Origin of the sequence: Paenibacillus sp. Cedars, from assembly GCF_003184205.1 — a bacterium.
In the GTDB taxonomy this organism is placed as follows: Bacteria; Bacillota; Bacilli; order Paenibacillales; family Paenibacillaceae; genus Paenibacillus_AQ; species Paenibacillus_AQ glucanolyticus.
The window spans coordinates 4,772,508-4,798,095 of record NZ_CP020866.1; the positions used below are offsets into that span (position 1 = coordinate 4,772,508).

The 25,588-nt window shown below is 46.0% G+C and carries 29 protein-coding genes and 1 pseudogene; 8 read left to right on the top strand and 22 right to left on the bottom strand.

The genetic code is table 11. From position 1 onward, the window contains the following. Positions 1 to 62: 62 nt before the first annotated feature. From B9D94_RS23630 to B9D94_RS23640, 3 genes are all read right to left on the bottom strand, one after another. Complete coding sequence (locus tag B9D94_RS23630; protein ID WP_148248107.1) at positions 63 to 938, bottom strand: radical SAM/SPASM domain-containing protein; 876 nt, start codon at positions 936 to 938, stop codon at positions 63 to 65. A 505-nt stretch (positions 939 to 1,443) separates the two neighbouring features. Continuing rightward, the gene (locus B9D94_RS23635) at positions 1,444 to 1,671 is read right to left on the bottom strand and encodes a glycine zipper domain-containing protein (protein WP_006208412.1); all 228 of its coding nucleotides are present in this window, start codon (positions 1,669 to 1,671) and stop codon (positions 1,444 to 1,446) included. Between the two features lie 360 nt (positions 1,672 to 2,031). Continuing rightward, on the bottom strand, positions 2,032 to 2,343 hold the full coding sequence (locus B9D94_RS23640) for a hypothetical protein (protein WP_148248108.1): 312 nt from the start codon (positions 2,341 to 2,343) through the stop codon (positions 2,032 to 2,034). A 447-nt stretch (positions 2,344 to 2,790) separates the two neighbouring features. Between B9D94_RS23640 and B9D94_RS31625 the strand changes: the two genes are divergently transcribed. Genes B9D94_RS31625 through B9D94_RS31635 form a run of 3 tightly spaced genes read left to right on the top strand, consistent with a single transcriptional unit; the run spans position 2,791 to position 4,288 of the window. Beyond that, entirely contained in the window at positions 2,791 to 3,297 is a 507-nt protein-coding gene (locus B9D94_RS31625; RefSeq protein ID WP_253806024.1) for a PucR family transcriptional regulator ligand-binding domain-containing protein, read from the top strand. 20 nt (positions 3,298 to 3,317) lie between these two features. Then, positions 3,318 to 3,656, top strand: a complete 339-nt coding sequence (locus B9D94_RS31630) for a hypothetical protein (RefSeq protein ID WP_253806025.1) — start codon at positions 3,318 to 3,320, stop codon at positions 3,654 to 3,656. Beyond that, positions 3,650 to 4,288: a PucR family transcriptional regulator gene (locus tag B9D94_RS31635; protein ID WP_253806026.1), complete on the top strand. Its 639-nt coding sequence runs from the start codon at positions 3,650 to 3,652 to the stop codon at positions 4,286 to 4,288. Before B9D94_RS31630 ends, B9D94_RS31635 begins: the two co-directional genes overlap by 7 nt. Before the next feature lie 134 nt (positions 4,289 to 4,422). On the opposite strand, the gene B9D94_RS23650 is transcribed toward B9D94_RS31635, so the two are convergent. The 9 genes and pseudogenes from B9D94_RS23650 to B9D94_RS23690 all read right to left on the bottom strand — a co-directional run bounded on the left by B9D94_RS23650 (position 4,423) and on the right by B9D94_RS23690 (position 10,036). After that, on the bottom strand, positions 4,423 to 4,737 hold the full coding sequence (locus B9D94_RS23650) for a hypothetical protein (RefSeq protein WP_148248109.1): 315 nt from the start codon (positions 4,735 to 4,737) through the stop codon (positions 4,423 to 4,425). A 176-nt stretch (positions 4,738 to 4,913) separates the two neighbouring features. Continuing rightward, on the bottom strand, positions 4,914 to 5,267 hold the full coding sequence (locus B9D94_RS23655) for a hypothetical protein (RefSeq protein WP_076153060.1): 354 nt from the start codon (positions 5,265 to 5,267) through the stop codon (positions 4,914 to 4,916). A 9-nt stretch (positions 5,268 to 5,276) separates the two neighbouring features. Beyond that, positions 5,277 to 6,251, bottom strand: a complete 975-nt coding sequence (locus tag B9D94_RS23660; protein WP_148248110.1) for a WXG100 family type VII secretion target — start codon at positions 6,249 to 6,251, stop codon at positions 5,277 to 5,279. A 281-nt stretch (positions 6,252 to 6,532) separates the two neighbouring features. Beyond that, positions 6,533 to 7,048 carry a DUF4241 domain-containing protein gene (locus tag B9D94_RS23665; RefSeq protein ID WP_148248111.1) on the bottom strand — a complete coding sequence of 172 codons (516 nt, stop codon included), beginning with the start codon at positions 7,046 to 7,048 and terminating at the stop codon, positions 6,533 to 6,535. A gap of 110 nt (positions 7,049 to 7,158) precedes the next feature. Further along, positions 7,159 to 7,500 (bottom strand): endoribonuclease MazF, encoded by a 342-nt coding sequence (gene mazF, locus B9D94_RS23670; RefSeq protein ID WP_148248112.1) that lies wholly within the window; start codon positions 7,498 to 7,500, stop codon positions 7,159 to 7,161. Beyond that, positions 7,494 to 7,724, bottom strand: coding sequence for an AbrB/MazE/SpoVT family DNA-binding domain-containing protein (locus B9D94_RS23675; RefSeq protein WP_006208406.1), 231 nt, complete (start codon positions 7,722 to 7,724; stop codon positions 7,494 to 7,496). The genes mazF and B9D94_RS23675 overlap by 7 nt, the downstream gene beginning before the upstream one ends. A 234-nt stretch (positions 7,725 to 7,958) precedes the next feature. After that, the gene (locus B9D94_RS23680) at positions 7,959 to 8,711 is read right to left on the bottom strand and encodes a superoxide dismutase family protein (protein ID WP_006208405.1); all 753 of its coding nucleotides are present in this window, start codon (positions 8,709 to 8,711) and stop codon (positions 7,959 to 7,961) included. A gap of 195 nt (positions 8,712 to 8,906) precedes the next feature. Beyond that, the gene (locus B9D94_RS23685) at positions 8,907 to 9,347 is read right to left on the bottom strand and encodes a YhfM domain-containing protein (RefSeq protein ID WP_006208404.1); all 441 of its coding nucleotides are present in this window, start codon (positions 9,345 to 9,347) and stop codon (positions 8,907 to 8,909) included. A gap of 32 nt (positions 9,348 to 9,379) precedes the next feature. Further along, positions 9,380 to 10,036 (bottom strand): annotated as a pseudogene (locus B9D94_RS23690) (hypothetical protein). 203 nt (positions 10,037 to 10,239) lie between these two features. Here B9D94_RS23690 and B9D94_RS23695 point away from each other — a divergent pair. The 3 genes from B9D94_RS23695 (at position 10,240) to B9D94_RS23705 (ending at position 13,479) form a co-directional block, all read left to right on the top strand. Then, on the top strand, positions 10,240 to 10,464 hold the full coding sequence (locus B9D94_RS23695) for a hypothetical protein (RefSeq protein ID WP_006208402.1): 225 nt from the start codon (positions 10,240 to 10,242) through the stop codon (positions 10,462 to 10,464). A 255-nt stretch (positions 10,465 to 10,719) separates the two neighbouring features. After that, positions 10,720 to 12,084: a guanine deaminase gene (gene guaD / locus B9D94_RS23700; protein WP_148248113.1), complete on the top strand. Its 1,365-nt coding sequence runs from the start codon at positions 10,720 to 10,722 to the stop codon at positions 12,082 to 12,084. 42 nt (positions 12,085 to 12,126) lie between these two features. Further along, positions 12,127 to 13,479: a uracil-xanthine permease family protein gene (locus tag B9D94_RS23705; protein WP_148248114.1), complete on the top strand. Its 1,353-nt coding sequence runs from the start codon at positions 12,127 to 12,129 to the stop codon at positions 13,477 to 13,479. 151 nt (positions 13,480 to 13,630) lie between these two features. On the opposite strand, the gene B9D94_RS23710 is transcribed toward B9D94_RS23705, so the two are convergent. Together B9D94_RS23710 and B9D94_RS23715 are read right to left on the bottom strand one after the other, a co-directional pair. Further along, complete coding sequence (locus B9D94_RS23710) at positions 13,631 to 14,548, bottom strand: EamA family transporter (RefSeq protein ID WP_148248849.1); 918 nt, start codon at positions 14,546 to 14,548, stop codon at positions 13,631 to 13,633. A 431-nt stretch (positions 14,549 to 14,979) separates the two neighbouring features. Next, positions 14,980 to 15,732 (bottom strand): superoxide dismutase family protein, encoded by a 753-nt coding sequence (locus B9D94_RS23715; RefSeq protein ID WP_148248115.1) that lies wholly within the window; start codon positions 15,730 to 15,732, stop codon positions 14,980 to 14,982. A gap of 601 nt (positions 15,733 to 16,333) precedes the next feature. Between B9D94_RS23715 and B9D94_RS23720 the strand changes: the two genes are divergently transcribed. Then, a complete protein-coding gene (locus B9D94_RS23720; RefSeq protein WP_148248116.1) occupies positions 16,334 to 16,954 on the top strand; it encodes a hypothetical protein in 621 nt (206 codons plus the stop codon). Between the two features lie 413 nt (positions 16,955 to 17,367). Here the strand turns inward: B9D94_RS23720 and B9D94_RS23725 are convergent, their stop codons facing one another. Beyond that, a complete protein-coding gene (locus B9D94_RS23725) occupies positions 17,368 to 17,931 on the bottom strand; it encodes an SMI1/KNR4 family protein (RefSeq protein ID WP_076153069.1) in 564 nt (187 codons plus the stop codon). Between the two features lie 52 nt (positions 17,932 to 17,983). Continuing rightward, complete coding sequence (locus B9D94_RS23730) at positions 17,984 to 18,460, bottom strand: hypothetical protein (protein WP_006208393.1); 477 nt, start codon at positions 18,458 to 18,460, stop codon at positions 17,984 to 17,986. A gap of 165 nt (positions 18,461 to 18,625) precedes the next feature. On the opposite strand from B9D94_RS23730, the gene B9D94_RS23735 reads away from it, so the two are divergent. Continuing rightward, a complete protein-coding gene (locus B9D94_RS23735; RefSeq protein WP_063478668.1) occupies positions 18,626 to 18,874 on the top strand; it encodes a helix-turn-helix domain-containing protein in 249 nt (82 codons plus the stop codon). Positions 18,875 to 19,474: 600 nt separating this feature from the next. On the opposite strand, the gene B9D94_RS23740 is transcribed toward B9D94_RS23735, so the two are convergent. From B9D94_RS23740 to B9D94_RS23765, 6 genes are all read right to left on the bottom strand, one after another. Further along, positions 19,475 to 19,804: a nucleoside triphosphate pyrophosphohydrolase gene (locus B9D94_RS23740; RefSeq protein ID WP_036640798.1), complete on the bottom strand. Its 330-nt coding sequence runs from the start codon at positions 19,802 to 19,804 to the stop codon at positions 19,475 to 19,477. A gap of 373 nt (positions 19,805 to 20,177) precedes the next feature. Continuing rightward, a complete protein-coding gene (locus tag B9D94_RS23745; protein ID WP_148248117.1) occupies positions 20,178 to 20,375 on the bottom strand; it encodes a hypothetical protein in 198 nt (65 codons plus the stop codon). Between the two features lie 330 nt (positions 20,376 to 20,705). Beyond that, complete coding sequence (locus B9D94_RS23750; RefSeq protein ID WP_172963988.1) at positions 20,706 to 21,710, bottom strand: Gfo/Idh/MocA family protein; 1,005 nt, start codon at positions 21,708 to 21,710, stop codon at positions 20,706 to 20,708. A 100-nt stretch (positions 21,711 to 21,810) separates the two neighbouring features. Then, positions 21,811 to 24,138: an ABC transporter permease gene (locus tag B9D94_RS23755; RefSeq protein ID WP_148248118.1), complete on the bottom strand. Its 2,328-nt coding sequence runs from the start codon at positions 24,136 to 24,138 to the stop codon at positions 21,811 to 21,813. After that, the gene (locus B9D94_RS23760; protein WP_006208385.1) at positions 24,138 to 24,842 is read right to left on the bottom strand and encodes an ABC transporter ATP-binding protein; all 705 of its coding nucleotides are present in this window, start codon (positions 24,840 to 24,842) and stop codon (positions 24,138 to 24,140) included. The genes B9D94_RS23755 and B9D94_RS23760 overlap by 1 nt, the downstream gene beginning before the upstream one ends. Before the next feature lie 335 nt (positions 24,843 to 25,177). Next, on the bottom strand, positions 25,178 to 25,573 hold the full coding sequence (locus tag B9D94_RS23765) for a hypothetical protein (protein ID WP_148248119.1): 396 nt from the start codon (positions 25,571 to 25,573) through the stop codon (positions 25,178 to 25,180). Positions 25,574 to 25,588 lie beyond the last annotated feature (15 nt).

A 25,588-nucleotide genomic window follows, 5' to 3' on the forward strand; every position in this document is an offset into this window, starting at 1 on the left:
CACATAACGATACCACAGATTGGTACAAAAAAAGAAGCGGAATTTTTCTCCGCTTCTCTGGTTTAAGCTCCAAACCGCTGCCGATACCCGCATTTTCTGCATAATTCCTCAACGGCTTCCCGCCGCGAAAAGCCATCCACGAGATTATTCGCCCGCTCCCCGTCCACGATGTCCGAGAAGGATTTCTGATGAATATTCCCCAGGTTGATGACACCTTCCCCATCCAGACAGCATGGCACAACCGTGCCGTCCACAAGAATGGCCGCCTGGCTGCGAAGCGCATGACATAAGCCTTTTCCTTCATCCTCCGGCGCTGTCAGGCTTGGCCACTGGAACTCGTAATCCTGGTTCAGATAGACGTGATCCGCCACCCTCACGCCCCCGCCGGGTTCAACCCTCTCCTCGATTCGGTAGTCCAGATTAAATTCCTGCTCCAATATTTCGAGCGTCTGGCGATTTCGGCTCTCCTCCAGATTGGTTGCGTTGTCCTGAGTCAGGTTCCATAAACGGAATGAAAAGATGACCTTAAACTCCTCTGCGGCACGGACAAAGGATAGAATCTCCCGTAAGTATCCCTCGCGGTTCGTTGAACCTTCGTGTCCATCAAAGCTGTGGAGGGAGAAATTCATCTGTCTCAGCGCTGGCTTGCCCAGCAGCTTATGCCGGTTCTTCGCGATCAACGTGCCGTTGGTCGTGATGTTGACCTTGAATCCTTTTTCATGGCTGATATCCAGCAGTTCGTCGATCTTCGGATGGAGCAGCGGCTCCCCCTTCACGTGCAGATAAATATAACGGGTGTGCGGCTTGATCTCGTCCAATCTTCTCGCAAAATCCTCTACCTTGATGAAGTTGGCCTTGCGCTCCGTCGGCGGACAAAACGTGCAAGCCAAGTTGCAAATACTCGTAATCTCTATGTAAACTTTCTTAAACGTCTTCAAGATGTTATCCCCAATCCAGTTGTCTATGATTGCATGGTGATTTGCTAGCTTACTCGCTTGCCAATCCCTCATATCGTACCATAGGCGGGCCTATACAGCTACAACTACAGATGCTATCAGATGCCATTCTGTCTTCCATTTTCCTTCTTCTTCATTCAAGGCAATATAATACCAAAACTTACGTTCTTCAAGTAGCATTTTATCTTCAAGTGATTTGACGGTACTATTATCGACCCCTTTTGAGCGCCTTCATAGTTACTTTCATCAAGCGGTGTGAATTGTGGTACATCATTTTCTCGTTCAGGAACCTCTGTCCCGGTTTTCTGTTCCGTATTAGTAGGTATCGCTGTTGCATTCTACAACCGCTAAGTAAAATACTAAAAACAATGATAGCAGCGCATATCTTTCTTCATACGGTCCCTCTTATAAAAGAACCGCGCAGGAGCGCGGTTCTTTTAAACATGCAGCTACAAATAATCGAAGGCACGGGAATCCCCGGGTCCGCTTATTTTGAATCGTTGTCGTCATTCTCTGCAGCATCGCCAGCTTTGTTACCCAATGCTGCGCCTGCGATACCACCTGCAATCGTGCCGATTGGACCCAATATGGAACCAACGGCAGCACCTACGACGCCACCGCCTGCAGTTCCTAAGGCTTCTCCAGCGTCAATATCCATGTTGGTCGTGTCGCGGTCAGAATCAACCTTTTGATTACGATCATTTTTATTAGCCATCCATCTCACTCCTTCGACATTGTGATAGGAACAGCTCCATCTTGCCAGACGTTGTTCCAAACCATATCTTGCCCTAACGGATCTGAAAGAATTCTTAAAAGTATAACCTGCTCAGATCTTTGTCCACTCCAAAATAGGTTGCGTATTTTAGACGATGTTTGCGGATTATGGGATTATGTAAACGGTACCAAGACTGCTACAATGAACATGCAATTACGAAATGAATGCAAGACTGACTTCGCCTTTGGATAACGCTTCAAGAAGCCCCGCAGAGCGCTCTCTCAGCAATCTATCCATTTCCTGATCCAAAGGATTTGCGGTCTCTGCCTTCATCCCGCCGGCCTTGCCATGAGCTTCAATTCATAACTGGGCTGCAGCTACATGGTTTCTTAAGATTTCTTCTTCTTCCGAATAGGATGGGAGCTTGCTCCGCCATACATGGACTTGCAGAAGCATAACAGCTGCATTCTTCCCTACGTATAACCGCTCTCCCTCCGCATAGACCTGATCTCCAATCGCCAGCCCCTTTTTCGAAAAGCTGTCGATGTCCGTGATCAGTGTATTCGGAGCATTGTCCACGCTGTCAGTGGCAATCGTATATAATTCACCGTTCGGACACTTCAGGTTCACCGTTCGATCAAAGATGCTGTGTACCGTTCCATGAAATTTCAAGCTACTTATTTGTTGAAGGAATCCCGCATCGCAAGAGATGGCTGCGCTTACAACACAAACGGCTTCAGTACTGGTTTTCTTCCCGCAGCTTCCCGTTATATCGCCTCCTTAGCTTACAAATGGACAAGTGCTGTCTTTTGGCTATCCCTTTGAATGTTTCATTCACCTTGGATCGGCCATGCCTTAGTTGTGGATAAATGACCTTAGATGCTATACTGAATTCAAAATTAGCCAATATATAAACGTCGAACATATAACAGGTGAATGACTTTCCACTGCCAAAAGGATATTTTGTGAATTATATCACAGTTGAAGTTACGAACCGCTCCTGACACCCTTATTGTAATCCAGGGCTACACTCCGGTCATTGTACAGCGAAACTAAAAACATCGCATATTCACTGTGCACATTGCACAATGAGAACAAAAACAAAGGTGTGTGTTAAGAATGCTTACCATCAGGGACATCCTTCAGATCAAAGCGATCGAAGGCATTAAACTCGTTGCAGGTTCGGCAGGAATTGATCACCAAATATCCATTGTGAATATTATTGAAAATCCGGATGTATTCGATTGGCTGGCTTCGAATGAGCTGCTCTTATCCACCGGATATATTTTTAAAGATAGCGAGGAGCTGCAGAATCGGGTCATTCATGAATTGGCCGAGAACAACTGCGCGGGCCTGTGCATCACAATGAAACGTTATTTTGACCGTATTCCGCAAAACATGATCGATCTGGCGAACAAGTATGGGCTTCCGCTGCTGGAGCTCCCTTTTGAATACACGCTGTCCAAGGTGATCGCGATCATTAATGAGAAGACCAATGCCGATTATGACGCGCTGAATCGCAGATCGCTCGACCTGCATAATACGCTGTTCAAAATTCCGCTGGAAGGGGGCGGTATCGAACAAATTTCGGCGGAGCTAGCCGACATCGTCATAATCCGATCCTGATTCTTGATCGGGATTGGAATTTGCTCTGCTATACAGATCATCCGGATAATAAGACGCCGCTGCATGAGTTCTTGTCGCTCCAGAAGAACAGGCCCATCTTGCCGTCCGAGTTTACCGAGGCGATCCCGACATACGTAAGCGAAATCAAGAAATCGATCCAGCGCGATTACGATCACAAGCATCAAACCTTCAAATGCCGCATCATGCCGATCTCGGTGTCCAGCCATGTGTACGGATACATCGTCATCTTCCAAACCGTTCGCAAGCTGACCGAAGTCGATAATTTGGCGTTAGAGCACGGCTCTACCATTCTGGCCCGGATATCGTGTACCGAAAATACGAGTTGGAGCATATGGTGAAGAAGTGCGTGAACCTGATCCACGGCTTGTCCAGTAAAGCGAACGGGGAGCTTACGTGTTACTACCGAAGCCAACAGATCATCATATTAGTCGGGAAGAATGAGAGTAAACCGCCGGTTACCGTTAACGAAACGAAAGCTTTCGCCCATGAGCTGGTCGAGCTATTGACCCGAGAAATGAAGAAAACGCGGTTTCTTATCGGCATCGGCAGCCAGCATAAAACATTCTCTTCCCTGCATCGAAGCTTCTTCGAAGCCCAGAAAGCCATGCGATTGATGCAGCGATTCAAAGACATTCGGATCATCTCCCATTTCGAAGATTATACCGTCTATCATTTTCTCGATTTCAATATCAAGCCTGCTGAAATGGAAGAGTTCTTCCACAACACGATTGGCGTCATCCATCACCATGATCAAACGTTCAACACCAACATTATCTCTACGCTGGAATACTATTTCATGCACAATCAGAATGTGACGGAAGCCGCCAAGGCGATGTTCATCCACCGCAACACCTTTATCTATCGCGTCGACAAAATCAAAGAACTCCTGAATTCCAACTTAAAAAACGCGGACGAGCTATTCCAGATTCAATTGGCACTCAATCTCTATCGGCTGCTGAATAAAGGGTAGTCCACGGCAAAAAGACGTGATTGGAAGGATCGCTGGGGGAGCGATCAGTTGAGTGCTTACGGAGGTGTTGGGAGTGTTATATAATGAGCTGCTTAAGTCGGCAATATTATTTGCTCGTTAGCTTCTCGTATTTTTTAGCTGCCATCTTGCCCGGATAAGAGTCCCCTGGCTTCATAGTAAATGATGATTTCTTCACCAACTGTAAATTTTGAGGAATCAATCTTACTTACCCATGCGACTTCCCTATATTCGCCAGATTTGATCACTTCTTGTGTATCTTTATTTAAATCCCCCTCTGTTAATTCGGCTATGAGTAGTGTTCTGTTATTTTGGGTATCGACTTCCTTTACGACTCCTTGCATCTGTTGGTAATCGGAATCGACAATATTACAAGCACTCAATATAAATAGGAGACAGTATGTTACTAACACCCATTTTGTTTTCTTCATTGGTTTGCTCCCTGAATTTCAGATAGTTGACGGATTCTAGGAAAATGCCAATAACTCGGGCTAAAAAAATAATATTCATAACGAAACCTTCGTTCTATGCTTATGTAAAGTGCGCTTGCGGCAGTGAACAGATTAAAGAAAACCTTGAAATGCATATGCCTTTCAAGGTCTCGAACCTATATCTTTTCAACTGAAATTGAATTACAGACTATCTCAGCATTAAGAGGGGGCATTAGAATTTTACAGTTCAACAATCGATGGCCTTCACTTTGAACTTCTGTAACTTCGATATCTTGTAGAAAATAAGGAATTTGTGGTCTGGTCAACTCTCTTAATGGTTTAGTCCTATCATCTACACTTGTAAGAAAGGAAAATTTAGAACATCCCGTAAAGGACAATTTGACGTTAAACTCAGTGTCCTCAAAAACAAGTGTTAATTCGTCACCAAAAAAACTCGAATCAAATTTTAATACTCTAGCATCCCAATAGTGCATTGCTTCAATCTCGCTCAGGATTTTTTCTGCTTTCACTGTATCACCTCATTTTTTATATGGAATATGAGCATCAGGACTTTTTCTGTCAACCACATTTAGATTCACATCGATTGGGTTACCACTTTCATCAAACAAATGAACATGGTCATATTTGGTGACCTTATCGGGTGGGTCGATCCTCATGCGAATGTTTCCATTTACATCTCTAATATGAACAAAACCGTTATTATCAGTATACTCCCAATTGTTTGGCAAGCTATCCAAGATTTCCTGCTTGGACATATTAGGAATGCTATCAGCATTAATGTTTCCTGCGAAGTTGCCGACAGAATTACCCTTCCCCCCATCCCCACCCGAATCATGTTTCAGGTGCGGGTGAGTCTTCACCCCGATCCGGCGCGTGGCTAAGCCAGCGATGGTCATGGCTGCTTGCTGTCCGGCAAAATTGAACGCACCGCCCGACGCCTCGACGTCTGCGGCGAATTTCTCCTGGGTATCGGCATCAAAGATCATTTTGCCTCCCCAAACCGCCGTGTCGATGATCTCTTCCGCCGTCCCGATGGTAGCATAATAGGCCATGTCCTTTGCTGTGCCAAGCGGATCTTCAACTAAGGATGTAGCCGTATCCTTCACCGAATTTGCCACGGACTTCGCCCCGGTCTGCAGCCCCTGCCAGAAGTCTCCCGCATGGTCCCAGAATGTTTTGGGCTCGTTAGCAGCGCTCGCCGCAGCTGCCGCGATCATGAGATCTTCCTGCATATCGGCTGAGATAAACCGAAAGGCAATCGTTTTCAATTCTTGGCCGATGATCCTGAGATGTTCAATCGTTTTATTCATTTCGCCATGGGCGTGCTGAAAATCTTCGAAAAACCGGGAACGGGTCGTTCCTTCCCACGAAGACATCATATACGTAATCTGCTGGTCCAGCCGATTCTTGGTCGTTTCCAATTCTTCCGCTGCTCTGGCGGCTTCCTCCGATACCCGAATCAGCACCTCGGGCGGAACGAGTATTCTAGGCATTTGCATCCTCTCCAACGTTTCATTGGACCTTATTGTATCCGTCTTCCAGGATACGGAAAAGGTTCCAGAGTCCTTCATATCAAAAGGCGTTGGAGTATGCATTTTGGAAGAATCGGGCCTTTCATGCTCCAATATGGTACAGAAGCCCCAATACGCTCTAAGCTTCTAGTATAGTGACAGCCTTGGTTGACATGATAGTGTTGCCCTAATAAAAACAGCCATAAAGGAATACCTTCCATGGCTGTTCGCGCTTGCTCATATTTCGTTTCAGTGACCCTCAACTAGCTCTTAATGAACACAATTTTTACGCCAACCACCTGCTCCTGCTCATTCAAGGCCTTATACACGCCGTATGCACCATCGCCCATGCCGGTACGAGATACGACGCCCCCATCCAGGACGCCCGCTTCTTCCCCCCTCTCGGTAATGTCGCAGCAGGCATAATACCATTCCGTATCCGTGTCCGAGCTATCCGATGCTGAATCCGCATCCGGAATTCGGTACTTTTGAATATCAAAAATACCCGCCTGCCCGCTATCCACCCCAGCTATAAAAGGACACTTGATCCACTCCAGGAATGCCCCCTGTTCAACTGCCGAGTGATGGTAAGCCGTTAGCTTGGCGTTGGCTTCGCCCCAATCCGGGATCTCCACCTTCTCCACTTCCCCTACCCACGTTCCATTCAATACGCCTTCCAACACGCCCATAATAATAATGTTCGTATCCAATTCATAACAAGGATCGGCCACAACCAATTGTCCGGAATTCACTTCAAAATGGCCCAGTTGAATGTTCAATGAAGATACCTCCAAGATGTTCGACTCGATGTATATCTTGATTTCGATTATAGAAAAACCGCTCCAATATAACCGAAACGAAGGAGCGGTTTGTATACAATAATTTTCAATTAATGAATCAATAAATCTACCTTAGACAAAACCTCATTCAAGGTCTCCTTAGGAACTCTGCAAATAAACTTGGCTTGGCGAGATTGCCAATCGAGACTCTTGATTTGATCAGAAAGAATAACCCCTTCTATCGGTAAATCCTGAGGAATAACAACCTCAAAGGGGTAGCCTTTAGCCTTGGAAGTAACCGGACAAAATAAGACTAAACCGACCTTACCGTTATACGTTACAGGTGAGAGTACAAGAGCTGGCCGTTTCCCCGATTGCTCATGACCAGATTGAGGATTAAACTGAATCCATACCAAGTCGCCACGATCAGGAATGTATTGTTCTTTTACCATGACTCCCGTCCTTGCGGCTCACCCGTTTGAACCTCGGAATGGATATTATCAGGCGTTATTTTCGAAAGTAGATCTTCCAGTGTGTTGGTCCGTGGTTTGATGACGAGATGACCATCTTCAACGTCAAGATCGATTTCTGATCCCTCCTCAAGTCCTATCTCCATGGCCAGTGCCTTTGGGATGCGAATGCCTAAACTGTTTCCCCATTTTTGAACTTGCGACATGCTACCACCTCACACAAATGTTTATACAAAGTATAAACATTATTCGGAATGAAGTCAAATTAGCGACCTTTAATAAATTATACAAGATCCTTTGATTACCTCCTGAAGGCAGGATTCGTTTTCTTCTTCTTCGTCCCGCTACACAATCACCACAAAAAACGCACCTCCCTATAGAGATGCGTTTTTCACTGGCTCTCATATGCTACAACCACATGTTACCTGTTGCTTGCAGGGTTACTCCGGGATATTCCCCCCGGCCACCCGGTCGCCGGAATTTCCGGATGGATCGGTTACTTCGTCATCCTCGCCGGCATGAATGATCAGCGAGCGTCCCAAAACGGAGTTCGGCTGGTTCTTTCCAAGAGTTCCATGCTGGATGATCATCTCCGCTTCCACGGTACCGTCTGCACCTACGACCAGATTCGGCATATCGCCAACATGGCTTCCTTGTGGATGCTTGAGGCCATGATGCTTGTCGGTCGGATTAAAATGCCCACCAGCAGATTTGAAATCTCTATCTTTGATCGTGTTCTCATGTACATGGAACCCATGTTTTCCTGGTGTGAGGCCAGATGCGGTAATCTTCACCTTTACCCCGTCATTGATCTGCTCCAAGGTAGCGGAGCCAACAGACTCTCCTGCCGCATTGTACAGCTTGACTACAAGATGCCCCAGAGTTTCCTCCCTGAAAGCCTGGTCCCAGAACACCGGTTGGTTAACCGGATCCGAAACCATGCGAGCGGGTACATCGCTGCTGCCGGTAGGAAACTTAGAATCCGAAGCCGCCGTTCCTTGTTTCGCAAACGGGCCGTCAGCGGTGAAGTTGTCCTTGCCGTTAACATAGTGGCTTATTTTAGACATCGAATGTTTTTTCGCATCTAAGGTTCCTTCGGGATTCGCAGCAGCGAACAAAATTCCTGTAAACAGCAGGGCTCCGGCCACAAATGCGCCAGCCATATATTTTAACTTGTTGGTCTTCTTTTTCACTTCATCGCCTCCTGAATAATGTTATTCATTCATCTCCCAATCCCCTGATTTTATACGTCTAAGTCGTTATTTTATGGGATGAGGCGTTCGGTAATAGTCATTAATTCCAAAGATATTTACAATCAATAAATAAACTCATACTTTCTATAATATCCAGATACTGAACAGAAAAAGAGAGGGGCTCCGATAACGGCTTTAACGCCCCTCTGGCAAAATGAGTTCTCTCATCCGATCCGTATGTTTGGCCGAAACCACATATACATCTTCTCCCCAATCCTTGAAACCGTAGCTGAACACACTTTCATGACCCTCTTCTCCCAACCACAGCTTGATGGCATGAATCGGAGATTGCTGGGCATAGATGACCATCACGTCGTAATCCGGGTCCGTTCGTTTGGCATCATCCGGCTGCTTGCGAGCGGCAAGGATCGCTTCCTCAAATGCGATTACAGCCTTCTCATCCTTGAAAGACAGCAGTGTATCCCCATTCATCTCGTCCCATGTCTCGAACGCTGAAATCCGGATTTCGGCAACCTGTTCGTCTAGAAGCTGCATCGTCTCCCAACCGGGTTCCTTATCGCAACCTACCAATAGAGCCGTTATGTAGAGCATCATGATCATTAATAAGCGCTTCATTAAACCGTCCTTCCTTATCTACGAAAATAACATTATTGGATGACCCCATGCAGCTTCAGCTTGTCCATCAGCATGGTTCTGTACGTCTCTTGATCATAAAGGGAGTTGTTGATTCGCTCCTTGTTCAGTCCGAGACTGTCCAAGATCCGGTGCTCCAGCTTGCGCCGGGCTTCCAATACTTCCAGCGTCCCTTCAACGCCCTCCAGCGCATCGTGCTTCACCATGCCGACGGTCACCGGATTCTGGATGAAGCAGCACTCAAAAATCATGACAACAGGTTCATGCAACGCCTGCTCTGCAAATGCCTCCCACCGCTCGGTGATAAGTCTCCTGTTGAGGCCCAGCGGGAGCTCGTAAATATCCTGCTTGGACAAGGAATGATATTTAGGTCATCCGGAAAAGAGGTACCGTATTCGTTCTTCAGCTTCTGGTAGGGCAGGAGATACCAGCTGCCTTTTTTGGCGGCCCGCTCGATCAATATTAAAGGCGCCTGCGGCTTGCGGCAACTGCCCAAATTCTTCTTCAGTCACACACGCCGTTCCCTCATAATCCGCCGGATGGTCAACATCCCCTTCCAACACAAGCCGGGCCTCGATGTTTCTTTCGGTTAAAATATCATAAATCATACGGGACGTCGTCGATTTGCCGAATCCCGGCAGACCTCCGACCATGATCAATTTTGTCTTCATTACAAATCCTCTTCAAATCTCAAAAATAATGGCAGCTTCAAGTTATTCTGTGTGGGCCAGTTGATATCCTCTTGTTTATACAAAAAGACTCCGGACGTATTGCGTCCGCAGACTTCTTTCATGAAGATCCACTCATCTCAATGGTTATCGGGCCGTAGATCACTCATTTAAATGCATATACAACAATTGTTGAAGCGCATACGGTGGAGACAGATATTGAGCAGGACGGAACCAATGAGATTGTTGCTACAGTTGGTACTGCTGCCCAAACATCAATTTACAAAATTAAGAATGCTCATATCGTAGCAACAAATCTAAACGAAACGCTGGAGGCACAGGAAGTGACATATGATAAAGAATCCAATACTTTTGTAAGCGGTGTGAAGATTTGGAGAGTCAAAGGTGAGGAATTAGTGAGTTCAAAATAATTCGAGCCTTGGCTCTTTTTTTGACTAAAACATATTATCAATTACTTAAGTTTCATTAAACGTTGGATAAAACGAGAATCCTGAACTCCATACTCATCATAGCCCCTATTTCTCTCCAAGGACAACCCTTCATACTTAGTGATCACCCTACCAGACCAGCGCTCATATCTATTCGCCTTTATACTATAGACATCTCTTTTTTAACGGACTATAATGACAAAAGCGCTCGAAAAAACGAACATTAAGGCGGTAAACATGAGTAAATATATGCAATTGTTTCAAGGGACTTCTTTTTCAAGCAAATCTCCCACCGAAATTCAAGTGTTAACAGACTGTCTATATTGCATCAATGCGGACGGAATGATTGAGCGAGTCGTGGCACCGGAAGACGCCGAATATCAATCCTTGCTGGATACGTATCAGGGCAGCGACAGCTTTCATCGATTAGAGGAGGGACAGTATTTCCTTCCGGGTTTTGTTGACTTGCATGTTCATGCCCCGCAGTGGGCTCAATCTGGAACCGCTTTGGACATTCCGCTCTATGACTGGCTCAACACCTATACCTTCCCGCTGGAATCGAAATTCTCCGATCTCGAGTTTGCGCAAAAGGTCTACGAGGATTTGGTAAGCACCCTGCTGGCCAACGGAACCACGACGGCGCTTTATTTTGCCACGGTGCATAAGGAAGCCAGCCTGCTGTTAGCCGAAATCTGTGCGGGCAAAGGCCAGCGTGGACTTGTTGGGAAGGTCGTCATGGACGATCCCGAGCAAAATCCGGATTACTACCGCGATGCAGACACATCCACAGCATTGGTGGATACGGAAGCATTTATTATCGCTGTTAAGGAACTCGCCAAGACCACGAAACAAGGCGTGTATCCCGTCGTCACCCCACGATTCATTCCAAGCTGTACCGATGCGGGGCTGAAGGGTTTGGGCGAGCTGGCAGCCAAATACGATACGTATGTGCAGTCCCACTGCAGCGAAAGCGATTGGGCACACGGTCATGTGAAGGATCGATTCCAGAAAAACGATGCGTTTGCCTTGCATGATTTTGGCCTGCTGCGTGATAAATCGGTCATGGCTCATTGTAATTTTCTCGATGATCAGGATGCCGAATTATTCGCTGACACCGGAACCGCTATCGCGCATTGCCCGATATCCAACGCCTATTTCGCCAATAGCGTCATCCCGGTTGCTCGCTTCCATGCCCACAATGTTGAGATTGGTTTGGGCTCTGATCTATCCGGCGGCTTCTCGCCCAGTCTCTTCGATAATATAAGACAAGCCGTGATGTCTTCGAGGATGCTGGAGGATGGCGTGAACACCTCCCTTCCGGCTGCCGAGCGCGGCGTACCCGAGTCGCGGATCACGGTCCATGAGGCATTCTATCTGGCTACGGCCGGAGGCGGCGAAAGCCTAAGCTTGCCGATTGGACGTATTCAGGAAAACTACGTATGGGATGTGCAGGTGATCGATACAAGACTTCCGTCCGCGAAGCTGCCGATTTTTGATGAGTTGGAGGACGTACAAGACATTTTTCAGAAGATCATGTATCTCGCACGGCCTGAACATATTCGCGAGGTCTGGGTACAAGGAGAAAAGGTTCATTCACGCTAAGATATATTGCAATTAATCCAAACATTCGAGGTGTCCATCGGAGTGAAAACACAAGCAGACAAACAACATAACACGCAAACGAACTCACAGCATTTAACGGTTCCGCCTGACGGTAAAATATCTGTCGGGAAATCCGCCATTCTCGGTTTACAGCATGTCGTCGCGATGGACGTTTATGTTGTTCCTTTCCTAATTGCCATGTTAATCGGCTTATCGCCCAATCAATCCAGTGCATTAATTCAATCCACGTTTATTGCAGCCGGGCTTGCCACGATTGTGCAAACGTATTTCTGTATGAAGTTGCCGATGGCTCAGGGTCCTTCCTATGTTCCACTCGGCGCGATTGTCGCCATTTATGCCGCCAGCGGCGGCGGGGAGATGGGTTGGAGTTCCGTGCTGGGGGCTAGCTTAATTGGCGCGATCCTCGTGATTATTTTGGGGTATACGGGAATTTTCAATAAAATCGTTACATCCTTCATCCCGCCCATTGTTGGGGGCACGATTATCTTCATTGTTGGTCTGTCTTTATTACCTGTTGCCATCCGGGACAATATTTACGGCGCCACGGACGCTACCATCAATCAGAACGTGCTGCTGGCCCTGATTTCAGCGGCTGCACTCATCCTGTTCGTGATCCTTGGATCCCTGTTCCGAACGCGAGGCGCGATATTCCGGGTTACGTCCGTCATGATCGCGTTAATTATCGGCTGTATCTCGGCCAACTTGATGGGTGTGCTGGATTTCAGCGCTGTCGCCAGCGCCAGCTGGTTCAGCATGCCGCAGATACCATTTAAGGATTTTGGCTTTTCGTTCGACTTGTCGGCGATTATCACCATGGTCATCATCTATCTCGTCCTGCTGGCGGAGACGACAGGTACATGGTTTGCCATCAGCAACGTCATTGATAAACCGTTAACGGATAAAAATATTAATCGGGGCGTCATCGGCGAAGGAATCAGCTGCCTGATTGCTTCAGGACTCGGCTCTACGCCGGTCACTGGTTACTCTACCAATGCAGGCATTATCTCCATCACGGGTGTGGCAAGCCGCCGGGTCTTTCTTGCGGTAGGCGGATGGTTTGTCCTCTTCGGTTGTTCAGGCAAACTGGCCGCTTTGATCTCCTCAATTCCAACCGCCGTCATCGGAGGCGTATTCGCCATCGTCTGTGGGATCATCTCGATTAACGGGATCCAGGTTATGAAGAACGAGAAAATCGGTGAAAAAGAAATGTACATTATCGCCATACCGATGATTTTGACGTTAGCGTTAGTACTCATTCCTAAAGACTTCTTATATACATTGCCTACATTCGTGCAGTATTTGTTCGGTTCACCCATACTAGCGGCTGCTCTTGCAGCGATTGTATTGAATAAATTGCTGCCTAGCGCGAAGTAAAATGGTAAGGCCATCGTAATCACACATGCTAAACACGACTGCCCCCAAAGGAACTACGTCAGCGTAGGCTTTAGGGGCAGTCCTTTACATATGAGCCTTGCGGTTGAGCGGGAATTACCGTCCCATGCAAAGCTACGATTCAGTTCGCAGGTTATAACTCTTCTACCTTGGGAAGTAGGGGGGTTGTGGATTTTTTCCGTATCCATATCGGCAGAAGCTGCGGCGTAGCAATGCCAAGCAGAACAACGATGATCCCAACCCATCGAAGCAACGACACCTCTTCATGCAAAATTAACACCGAAGCTACCACGGCTGCCGGCAGTTCCGCCGCACCCAGTATCGCGCCCAGACCTGAGCCCAGCTTCGGGACACCAATGGAAAAGAAAAGGACCGGAATCACGATGCCCAGCAGCCCTAAAGGAAGACCAAACTTCCAAAGTCCATCTGGAATCGCACCATCATAAATGAAGGAAGGCGAGAAAACCATCAAAATAATGATCAAGGCACTAGTGGTCATATACAAGCTTTTATTCACCGCAGGCACCTGTGTAGCCACCCTCCCGCTTACGAATATATAAAAGGCAAACGACACGGCCGACATTAAGCCGAAAATAACACCTTTGGCCGTAATCCCACCAACACTTGGTTCAAGAATCCCTCCTGCTAAGATCGTACCGATAAGAAGGATGACCATCGAAATGCATTTCTCGCGACTCGGGAACTTTCTATCAACGATAGCCTCCAGAATCACCCCAATCCAAGTAAATTGAAATAAGAGAACGATCGCAATCGAAGCAGGCAATTCCTCCACGGCAAATCCGTAGAATATGCCCGTCAAACTGATGGTGATGCCAGCAACTAATAACGAGAGGCCCAGCTTCATCCCCAGCCTTTTTCGCGAAAATAACAAGACTGACAGGAGCAGCATGACCCATCCAAAAAAGTACTGGGATCCTACCAGCTGCTGCATGCTGAATCCATCTTTCATTCCAAGCTTGATGATGGTAGAGAGCGATCCATAACTGCATGCCCCTAAAAAAACAAGTAAAGCATATTTCAGTAACCTCATATTCATGGTAAACCTCTTCCCTTTCTGGTCCATAACAACATAAAGCCCCTTGTCATTTCACTGACAAGGGGCGAATGAAACCAAAGAATATTTCTTTGACAAAGTTCCGCCACTCCATCCACAGGATAGAGTTTGGTTTATTCAATTCAGCAAGCCATTCATTTACAACAAGAGATATAATATGATAGATCACATACGATGTCAACTGGAAAATCGAACAGGCCCTTCATTAGAATAACCGCTGCACAATAACGGGTGCCATGCCCCGCCAGGCCGCCGGTTCTAAGATGGTTCCTTCCATAAAAATGCTCATCCCGTCATTTTATTAGATATGGATGCACCATCATTAGAAAAAAACGCATCTCCCTGTGGAGATGCGTTTATTGATGGCATGCCTATGCTGCAAAAGCCATCCCCGAGCAGCTTACCAACTATTCGGGAATATTCCCGCCGGCCACACGGTCGCCGGAATTCCCTGATGGATCGGTTACGCCATCATCTTCACCGGCATGGATGATGAGCGAGCGGCCCAGCACCGAGTTCGGCTGACCCTTTTCAAGGGTTCCATGCTGAATGATCATCTCCGCTTCCACGGTTCCGTCAGGGCCTACGACCAGATTCGGCATATCGCCAACATGGCTTCCTTGCGGATGTGCAAGGCCGTGGTGCTTATCTGTCGGGTTAAAGTGACCGCCGGCAGATTTGAAATCCCCACCCTGAATCGCATTCTCATGTACATGGAATCCGTGTTTGCCTGGCGTGAGACCGGATGCGGTCATCTTCACCCTCACCCCGTCATTGACCAGCTCCAGGGTAGCGGAACCAACCGACTCGCCCGCCGCATTGTACAGCTTGACCACAGGCAGCCCCAAAGAGATCGTCCGGGACGCCTGCTCCCAGTACACCAGCTGTCCAACCAGATCGGAAACCATTCGCACAGGCACATAGGTCGTGCCGTTCTGAACAATAGAATCCGGGGCTGCCGTCCCTTGGTTCATAAATTGACCGGCAGGTGTCGAGTGGTCCTTGCCGTTAACGTAGTAGCTTATTTTCGACGTTGTGCGTTTAATTGCATCCAAGGTTCCTTCGGGATTCGCAGCCGCCAACGAAAATCCTGAAAACAGCATGGCTCCGGCAAGAAATGCTCCGGCCATATGCTTCAACTTGTAGGTCTTCTTGTTCACTTCATCGCCTCCTGATGATGGTATTCATTCATCTCCCAATACCCTGCTTTTATACGTCTCAACCGTTGTTTAGGGGATTTGGGGCTTTCGGCGTTGGTCATTGATTCCGAAGACACGTACAAGATAAACCATAAACTTAGCACCCGATTGTAATCTGAGCCTGCCGGAACATATAGGAAGAGCCGCTAACAGCTTTAACGTCCCTCTGGTAAAATGAGCTCTCTCATCCGATCGGTAAGTTTGGCCGATGTCACATATACAGCTTCCTCCCCATCACTGGGACCGTAGCTAAACTCACTTTCCTGGCCCTCTTTCCCTAGACATAGCGAATGGCATACGCCAGCGTCTGAATCAAAAACAGGATGCTTGGTAACTTTTTTCTATAAGTCGAAAGTATTCAGTAATATTTCTTTCTTTTTAAAAAAACGTAGCTTTTTATAATTGCAATCTTTAACTATATATACAAATTATGTAGTATTATATTGTGATGAAAAAAACAAAAAATTGTGTAATGACTGCTAATGCATTAACTAGTATTGCACCTAATACAGAGGATAAAACACAGTTAAAAAATAAATGGGGTAACTAAGGAGGATCAGATATGAAAACACAGATAGGAAGTAAAATGAAATATACAGTATCGGCTATTGTATTAATACTTGCTTGTTTTTTTATATTTTTCTTAATTAAATTAAATAACCAGGAATTAAAAGTTATTAATTTTCCAGCCTCATATATTAGTTATGATTCTGAAAGTGATCTCAGTAAAAGTGCCGATATTATTGTGCTTGGAACACCTGCTGAAGAATTTCAATCAAGAAAGCACCAGGAGGTAAGACATGAAGATGGGTCTTTAGCCGATTTCTATACTCTAACTGATTTTAAAATTGAAAAGTTTCTAAAAAAACCAGAAATCGTTCACCCTAATACTATTAACGATGATACTATCACATTCACTGAACCAATCAGCATTATAGATAATAACGGTGAAAGAGCAATAATCTCCTTAGATGGATATCAAGAACTTGAGTACGGAGAAAATTATATTGTCTTTTTAAAGGATAATGGAATGGGAAATTATAGTGTGATTAATATGAATGAGGGGAAATTCAATCTTCAAAAAGATGAAATTTCTCAATTAAGTTCGCATGGGGATAAAGAAGCTTCTGACAGACATTCGCAAATTCGCAGAGAAGTTCTAAAAAGATACATTAATAATTAAATTTCAAGCCGTTGTTCATATTATATTTATCTCAGGCCCGTCAAGTAGACAGTGCAGAAAATTAAAATTAATTAAGCGGCCTTTCCCTGATTTCCATTGGACTAAGGCTGTTTAATTTTTCTTTTGGCTTAAGTGCCGTATACCATTAGTTCGTTCCGGAGAAGCTTCATTAACGATCTCTCTTATTTTCATATGACGAGTAGTTTTTGAGCATCATATCTAGTCGTTTAATTACTTCTTTGAAGTATAAATTTTGGATACGTATGTTTCTATCAATGCCTATTAAGTAAGCAATAATAATAACTGCAAGTATTATAATTAAAATGTCCATAGTTTCTCCAATTCTCCGTCATTTAGTAAATCATAAATCGACAATCTTTTTTCTCACAAAAAATATAAAGAACCCCCCGCACTTAATCACTTAATATTTCCAATCTATCATCCAACGTCGAATAAAACGTATTGAATACCGGAACAGCTTGTTCATCCTCGTTGTCATGATCCCAAAAGATCGTCAACCAATCTTCGAAGCTGGATAATGTCTTCACAATGGCTTTTGAGCTTTGACTAATAAACCCTAATCTATATTCGTTATTAGGGGTTCCATCCTCACATATGAATACCCAGTGATCATTGGAGTTAGCAACGGCATCAAACATAGTAAGAGAAATAAGACGATGGGAGGCAATAAATTCATCTGTCTCTCGAATGTGTACTTTATCGGGAAGATCCGGAAGAATCACTTTACTCTTACTTACTGTTCCACAAGGGGATTTCTCGCTAACCCCGCCGATAGGTTCACAATCCAGTAAAAATATCCCATTAGAGAATTCGCTTACAAAAGTACAGAACGATTGTGGCAGCTTCATCCCTAATCTACCCTCGAATTCGCTAATATCCTGATGATCTGCAACCTCATATCTATCCACATCAGGATACCTTTTTTGAAAGCGATTCGCAAACTCTCTAACGTCCATTGCAATCACCCCTCTTATATTTAATTACTCGAGAAGTAGATAATAACTAGCTTTATTTTTCAAAAACAGAGTGATATGTTTTATAGTGCAATTCCAGCTGGCTGGCGATTTGAAGAAGGAGCGCATCCGCTCTCTTGATCAGGTTCATTAAATATGTAGGTTGTATTTTGCTGATGAGGGAGCTCTCATGTGATAAATAGGATATGGTCTGTATAAATATCAACGATTCTACGTTTAGCCCTGAATGCTTAGAAAACATCCGCAGTATGTCGTCTAACACAATATTGGATGTTGGTCGCCTTCTCTCCTTCTTTATATATAATGCATTGAGCATGGATTCTAGTGCCCTGTTGCATAACAATAAACTGACATGAAGCAAGTTTTTGTCCAGGAAGTGCAGGGATAAGTTCATATATTCTTGAGAGGAAATAGTACAAAGAATCATCGTATCGTGGTAAGAGTAATCGGCTTCCTTCTGGAATGGTGGATTCGCATTTGGGTCGGTCTCACTTGCTACCATCGATTTCATGAATTCCTTCGCTCCCTTTTAACTAAGAAGGTAATCTAGTCATCCAATTTAGTATTTTTCAGTATCTGTACTATACCATTGTAAACATTTTGTAGGCAATAGCCTACGGAAATTCCCTTATAGAACCACATAAGATGAATTTAACTATCAATAAGGGGTTATAACGTGACTAATCATTGTAATAAATCGATAGAGTTACTTGCCTTCGGCAGGGCTCTTCGAAAGACTCGCAAAGAAAAAGAGCTCACCCAAGATCAGTTAAGCCTCTATTCCCGTGTGGACCGGTCTTACATTAGTGAACTTGAGAATGGGGAAAAAGCGCCTACCCTGCTCACGATTGCGGCATTAGCAAGGGCGCTTCATGTTAAAGCATCGCTACTGATTGAGGGGTATGAGAGGGAATTAGAGAAATAAAATGTTAGTTTCCAGTTTAAGATTCAAGGATCTTCTGAATTTCCTTCATCAGATACGTGTAGGACATCGCCGCAGCACAGAACCAGATCGGATTGACGATCCTGAGTTGATTTAAGAAGAAGCTCGCCAGTTTCCTGCATACGTTACTCGACGTCTGTATGATTGGCCTTGGCACCACCTGCAATCTTTTTTACATTTGCAAAATAGACTTTCCGAAGGAACTCGTCCGCTTCTTCCTTCACGTCTTCATAACGCTGCTCAACTTCACCATATTCCGTGAAACCATGCAGGATTCCGTACGTCCAACGAAAGGAGTACTGGCCAGGTACTCCTTTCTTTTAATTATCCCTTCTCTCTTACAAACTACTGCAGGTCCAGCTGCATGATGGAATTCGCCCACCACAATAAGATCAAATTCGTCCGGTGCGAATGATTCATGATGCTTCTTCATCCCTAACCTGTAGATTGAAGCACACGCAATCCGCGTTCCCTTCTTTTTTGAGACCGTTATAGATACTAAAAGTTCGGCCTTTGCATTCATAGCCAGGTTCAACTCCATCCCCAGCGAGAACCTTTACTTCAGTTCCCCGTTCGATCGCATTAAGCGTTGTCGTCAACATCAATTAAATACACCCGCTCCTGAAACCCTCCTCGAGCTTTCGCCTTCTTCTCCCTCCAATCTTCAAGCTCTTCCCATGTTGCCCCATGCACGACCGCCAACGCCCGGATAACCTCAAGCATATCTGCAAGTTCTTCCAGCGACTCCTTTGGACTTGGAGCAGTAAAGTATTCCTCCGACTCTTCTTTGAGCTTTATGATCAATTCTTTCTTATACTCTTCCTCATCCAAAATCCGTGTGCGAAATTCTTTGCCTGTAGCTTCAATGACTTGGGGAATCAGATCCCGAATTAGCTTATTGTAAACCGGCATAGATTCTCATCCTTTACATGGTTAATTGTATATTCATATTGTATCTTACCTTAGAATTAATGAACTATCTTCGATTTCTATAGAAACTAAAGAGATGCCCCTATGAATGTGAGCCTGCGAGCTCACGGGATGCACCCTCAAATCAACATAGCCTTTATATCACTCAAGATCCATTAGTCGCTCAACAGTCTCCCTTTTTTCCAGGTAAAAGGATTTGACCTTTTTTACAGTAGGCGCTACGTTACTTTCTTTATGATCCTGCTTTCATCTTTCCCAGATGAAAATCATTTTCTGTTGGTTGCAATAGTAATAAAAAAGGAGTAGACAAATTTGTCTACTCCTTAATACCGACTTTATTAATTTAATGAATATATTACTCTTTTTTTTGATCTAATCGCCGACGAAATACTAAAGCCGAGACAGCGAATATAACGAAAGCTACTGTTGAACCAGCAGTAACCATCTTCAACACATCTCCTTTTGGGGATTCGAACAATAGAGCGACCGAGATGATTAAAACAGCACCAGTTAAACCCATTCCTAAAATCGAGATCGCCAAAATCTTATTCATCTAGTCACCTCACAGGTAATTGAAACAAGCTACCGCTCCAGCGATACCACCAGCACCAATAACTGCATATGCACCAATGCATGTCACACATATCGGAGCAGTTACTGGTGTCGGTACTGCACACGAACCGCCACACACAACTGCAATGCTGCACGGCCCTGTTCTCGGTGAACGGTCGTATGCGGGAACTCGTCATAAACCTACTCCAAGGTAGCGAAACCCACAAGCTCCCCAACCGCATTGAACAGCCTCAGCAGAGAGAAGCCAACTAAGATGGCGTCCCTGTTTGGGCAGGACATTCACTATCAGGGCTTAAAAATAAATCCAGCCTTATCGCCCCATCAATTGAGGCCTTACATCCGTAAAGCCCTCACCCGGCTTACGCAGAGCTTCCAAAACCACCTGCGCATTATACCCGTCATGGAAATCATAGATGATACCCGACTCTCCGTTCAAAAGTTGAACAATTTGCTTAAGGATAGGCAGCGGACTGACAACGTCGTCCACAGATACAGACTGCAGACCGGTATCCTTGCCGCCCTGGTACAGGTTGCGCCAATTCTCCAATGCCAGGGTACCTTCTGCCCCGTGGATCACCAGGGAAACACGCTCCTCCTCTTCCCGTTGGTCGGTTCCCGATAGATGAATCTCAATTTCATCATGTAATCTGAGAACGGCCTGGACACGGCTTTCGGACTGATTGGAGTCCGGCGGAAACTCGATATCGCTCTTCACATGCGTAATCGGACCGAACAACTGCTGGATCATCTGGATCCAGTGAATGCCAACCTCCAGCAAATATCCGCCCTGCTGTCTTGATGTGATCCATGGATTCTGCTGCCAGGCCCTCGGCCACTGCGAAAACTCCAGGAATAGGTCCATTCTGTGGATCGGGCCGATCTCCTGCTCCTCAAGTAACCCCTGCAGCTTCAATACGGCCGGGTCAAGCGGAAGCGAGAAATGCACCGCATGGAGCCTATTTGCCTTCTCGGCCAGCTCCACCAGACTCCGGGCTTCAGTCAAGCTGTTAGCCAGCGGCTTCTCACAGAAGACGTGGATGCCCTTGTCGAATGCGATCCGGGCCACGTCATAATGCAGAGACGGCGGAACCGCGATATACACGAGATCCATGGACACCTCGTCCAGCAGCTGACGATAGTCGGTGTACAACCGTGGACGAATCCCTGCTTCTGCGACTTCCCGCTCCAGACTGGATGCATCACTGTCGCAAATCGCGACCAACTCGATCTTATCCGCATATTGCGGCAGTAAGCGGTGAATCATATGCCGACCCATGTGTCCCAAGCCGATGACGGCCATTTTTAGTTTACTCATCCTGTTCTCCTATTCCATTCACGATTGAATTTTGTCATTGAATGCCACGTCCCTTATTATAGATCAAGGTCTAACTGCCCGTACACTCAGATATTACCATTCACTCCACACCCTTCAACGACTCAATCATATGAATCCGCGTTACTTTTTTCCGAAGCATGAGGTTGGAGATAAGGGTCAGGATGAACGCCAATATAACAGATGCCAGGATGATAACAAGGTTTAATTGATCCGGGATTTGCTGATGGGTACTCGAAAGCGCCTTGATGATGATGGAATAAACATAACCGCTGATCGGCAGAGCGACAATGACCGCAAAAGCGGTTAATAACATATTTTCAGAGAAGATCAGCCGGTTGATTCTGCGTTTGGGATAGCCTAATACCTTCAGGGTGGCAAGCTCGCGATTCCTTTCGTATATGTTGATGGAAGAGATCGTGTAGATGGCACCGAAGGACAGAATGACCGCACAGATGATAAACATGATGAAGATAAAGCTGTTTTGCTTCAGCATATATTGCGCTGATTTCTTGAGATCATCCTTGTCTGCAATGGCATCTACCTTCGGGTCTTGTTCAAAAAAGCCGCGAACGCTCGCCAGATCTGCAGCCCTCTCGACGCTCACTAACAGTGAGGAAGGAGCGTAATCGATCCCCAAGCTCTTCATGTAGCCCGGTGTGCTGTAGAATGACGGGTTCGAATACTGTGTGGATATGTCCAGAACCTTCATATCGACGTTGGTTTGGTTAAGCTCTGGTGCTGTGAATTGCATCCGGATCATATCCCCTTCGGAAATACGATACTGATCCGCGTAAGATTTAGGTACCAGCACCCCATGATCTGCCAACGATAGCCGATTCCCTTTTTCGTCATAAAAGTGGATCAGCTCATTCTCTTGCTCCGTAACCACAAGCGTAGCCTGTTCTTTGTTCTCCCCTTGGATGAATTCCACAGGATAGGTGGACAATTCGTAACTGTCTGCAATGCCAGGGGGCAGTGTTACCGTATCCGGGAACGATCCCGTGTAATAATCGACTCGTAAGTCATACGTATTTACCTCCTCAATTTGGCCGGCTACCTGGAGCAGGGCCGTCTGCGTGCCAAAAGCCGTGATCAACAAAACGGTACTGACCACAACACCAACCGAGCTTGCGAGTGCTTTTTGTTTATTTAAGAATATATTTCTTAGTATGATCTTGTAGCTGTATGGCAGCCGGCGCCACATCCCGGGAACTTTCTCGATGAGCAGCTTCTTCATCTTCTTGGGAGGTTTCGGACGCATCGCCTGAGCAGCACGTTCTTGTAATATCGCTCTGCCGCTTAAATAACAGGACAGCATGCCAAAAGCGCTGGAGCATATCATCGGAGGAAGGAGTGTAAAAAACGAAAGGGTGAACGTCAGGTCAGGCAGGGAGTAGGATCTTCCAATCGACGTTGTTATGAGCGGAATGAACAGGGCGGCGGCGATGGCGTAACCCAGAATGGAGCCGATAACACCTGCCAGCACAGGGTAGCCCATATAATGAAGCAGGATGCTTCTATTTTTCACCCCTAATGCCTTCATAATGCCCACTTGATTGCGCTGGGAATCGATCATCCTTGACATGATCAGAAACAGGATCACCGCTTCAATCAAGAAGAGAACGATCGGGATCACCCGGCTCATCAGTTTATTGTTATGGATCGTTTGATGGATTTGGGAATAATTGAAGGTCCGTTCTTTGCTCATCTGGCTTACATAAGGGAGTGAATCGGAATTGGCTTCAATGGCCTGCCCTATCTTGTCAATGTCGTAACCATCCTTGGCATCAATCAGGATCTCATTGTAAAAAAAGCTGCCTGCGATTTCAGATATGGTCTCCTCGGGGATATAGGCTGCTCCATAAGCTTGATGATCCTGGGTTTCGTTCTTTTTGGCATGCTCCACATTCTCATTCAGGCCGCTAATCGTGAACGTCATATCCTTGTCATTCACACGGAGGCTGAGGGGATCACCGACACGGTAATGATGCGCCCCGGCATAATGGGAGTCCAATAGAATCTCATTCGGCTTGGATGGCATCCTGCCCTCAATCATCTTGGGCGTGTTAATTTCATTAGGTACAGGAATTGAATGCAACGTTAGTGCAGCTTTATCATCTTCAAAGGACTGTGTGGCATGAACGGTGTAACGCCCTTCGATATGATGAATGCCCTCCATACTGTGTAGACCAGCGGCGTCCTCCGCAGAGATTTGACTGTAAAATACGTTCAGATCGCTTAAATTATGCTCTTCAAAATACCCCTTCGTATAGGCGCTAAGATTGTCACTTAAGGTGACCAGCCCCGTGTAGAAAAAGGCGCCCACCGCGATAACCAATACAACGGCTATGAATTGTCCCATCGATTGTTTCATATCCCTTAATAATTTCAACGATAAAATCTTCATCACCACTCGATCCCTTCAACGCTTTGTTTGTGATCATTAATCGTGATGCTCTCGATCCTTCCGCTCTTGACGCGGATCACTTTATCCGCCATCGGCGCTATGGCCGAATTATGGGTGACCAGAACGACGCAGGTCTTCGTTTCCTTGTTCAAATCCTGAAGGAGCTTTAAGACTGACTTCCCTGTCACGTAATCCAAAGCACCGGTGGGTTCGTCGCAGAGCAGAAGTGCGGGATTCTTGGCAACCGCTCTCGCGATCGCAACTCGTTGCTGTTCGCCGCCAGAGAGCTGGGAAGGGAAGTTCTTCATGCGATTCGCTAGTCCAACCTTATGTAAAATATCACGGGCGTCCAGATGGTCCTTACATACCTCTGTCGCAAATTCAACGTTCTCCAGCGCATTCAAATTCGGGATGAGGTTATAGAATTGAAATACGAAGCCAACCTGCTCCCCGCGGTATTCGGTTAATTTCTTCTCGCTCCATCCCGTAATCTCTTGATCCCCAACAAACACATGTCCTGAGCTGGCGGTATCCATCCCGCCGAGAATGTTCAAAATCGTGCTTTTTCCCGCCCCGCTGGCTCCTAAAATAACGACGAATTCCCCCTCTGATATGGAGAAATCAACGCCCGCAAGGGCTTGAATCTTCACTTCGCCGATTTGATATGCCTTGGTTACTTTTTTGAATTCGATTAACGTTGCCACTTCTTACATCTCCTCGTATTAAAAATTTCAGTTGGCCTTGATGCGTCTACTCTCTATGTTACACCCTACGTTACAAGAGACACCCGACAAGCGATGTATTCCATCATCAGCCTCAAGAAGGGTTTTGCTCAACTACTGGCTAAGGGATTTCCCCTCCATTCCTGAGGAAACACGAGCCTCAAGCAAACAAAGAACCCTTCCGAAGAATCCGGAAGGGCCCCTATCTCACATTGTTTCTCCTTCTGCGCTTACAATGGCTGAATCCGAACGGAATTTTCCAAAGGCGAAAAAAAAGACCGCCATCCGACTGAGGGATAGCGGTCTGTTCCATTCTTCTAACTGTTTTCCAAAATATCATTGAAGAGTTGTCCGCCACCATCGACATCAATGATTTTAAGGCGACTCGTGTTCTTGATAAAAATGGTCTTGTATTTCTCCTCACCGTCTGGGTTCGTGAGCAGAAGAATGCGTTCGTTTTTGTTATCGGTTACCGTTCGAAAGGTATAATCTTGCGAATCTATATTCCGAACAATCACGTCATATTCGGGAAGTGCAGACCACGCGCCGTGGTCTAGGCTTTCCTCGGCTGATTCATTGTTTTGCTGCGACGTCTCAGTCTGCGCGGATTGTTCGTTATTGCCTGTGGCATTCCCGTCGTTATCCGCTGGGTTCGATTGGCAAGCCGTCAGCAGCGTTGCGGCCGTAATCACAATCAAAAGCATTTTGTTCATTCGAAGTCATCTCCT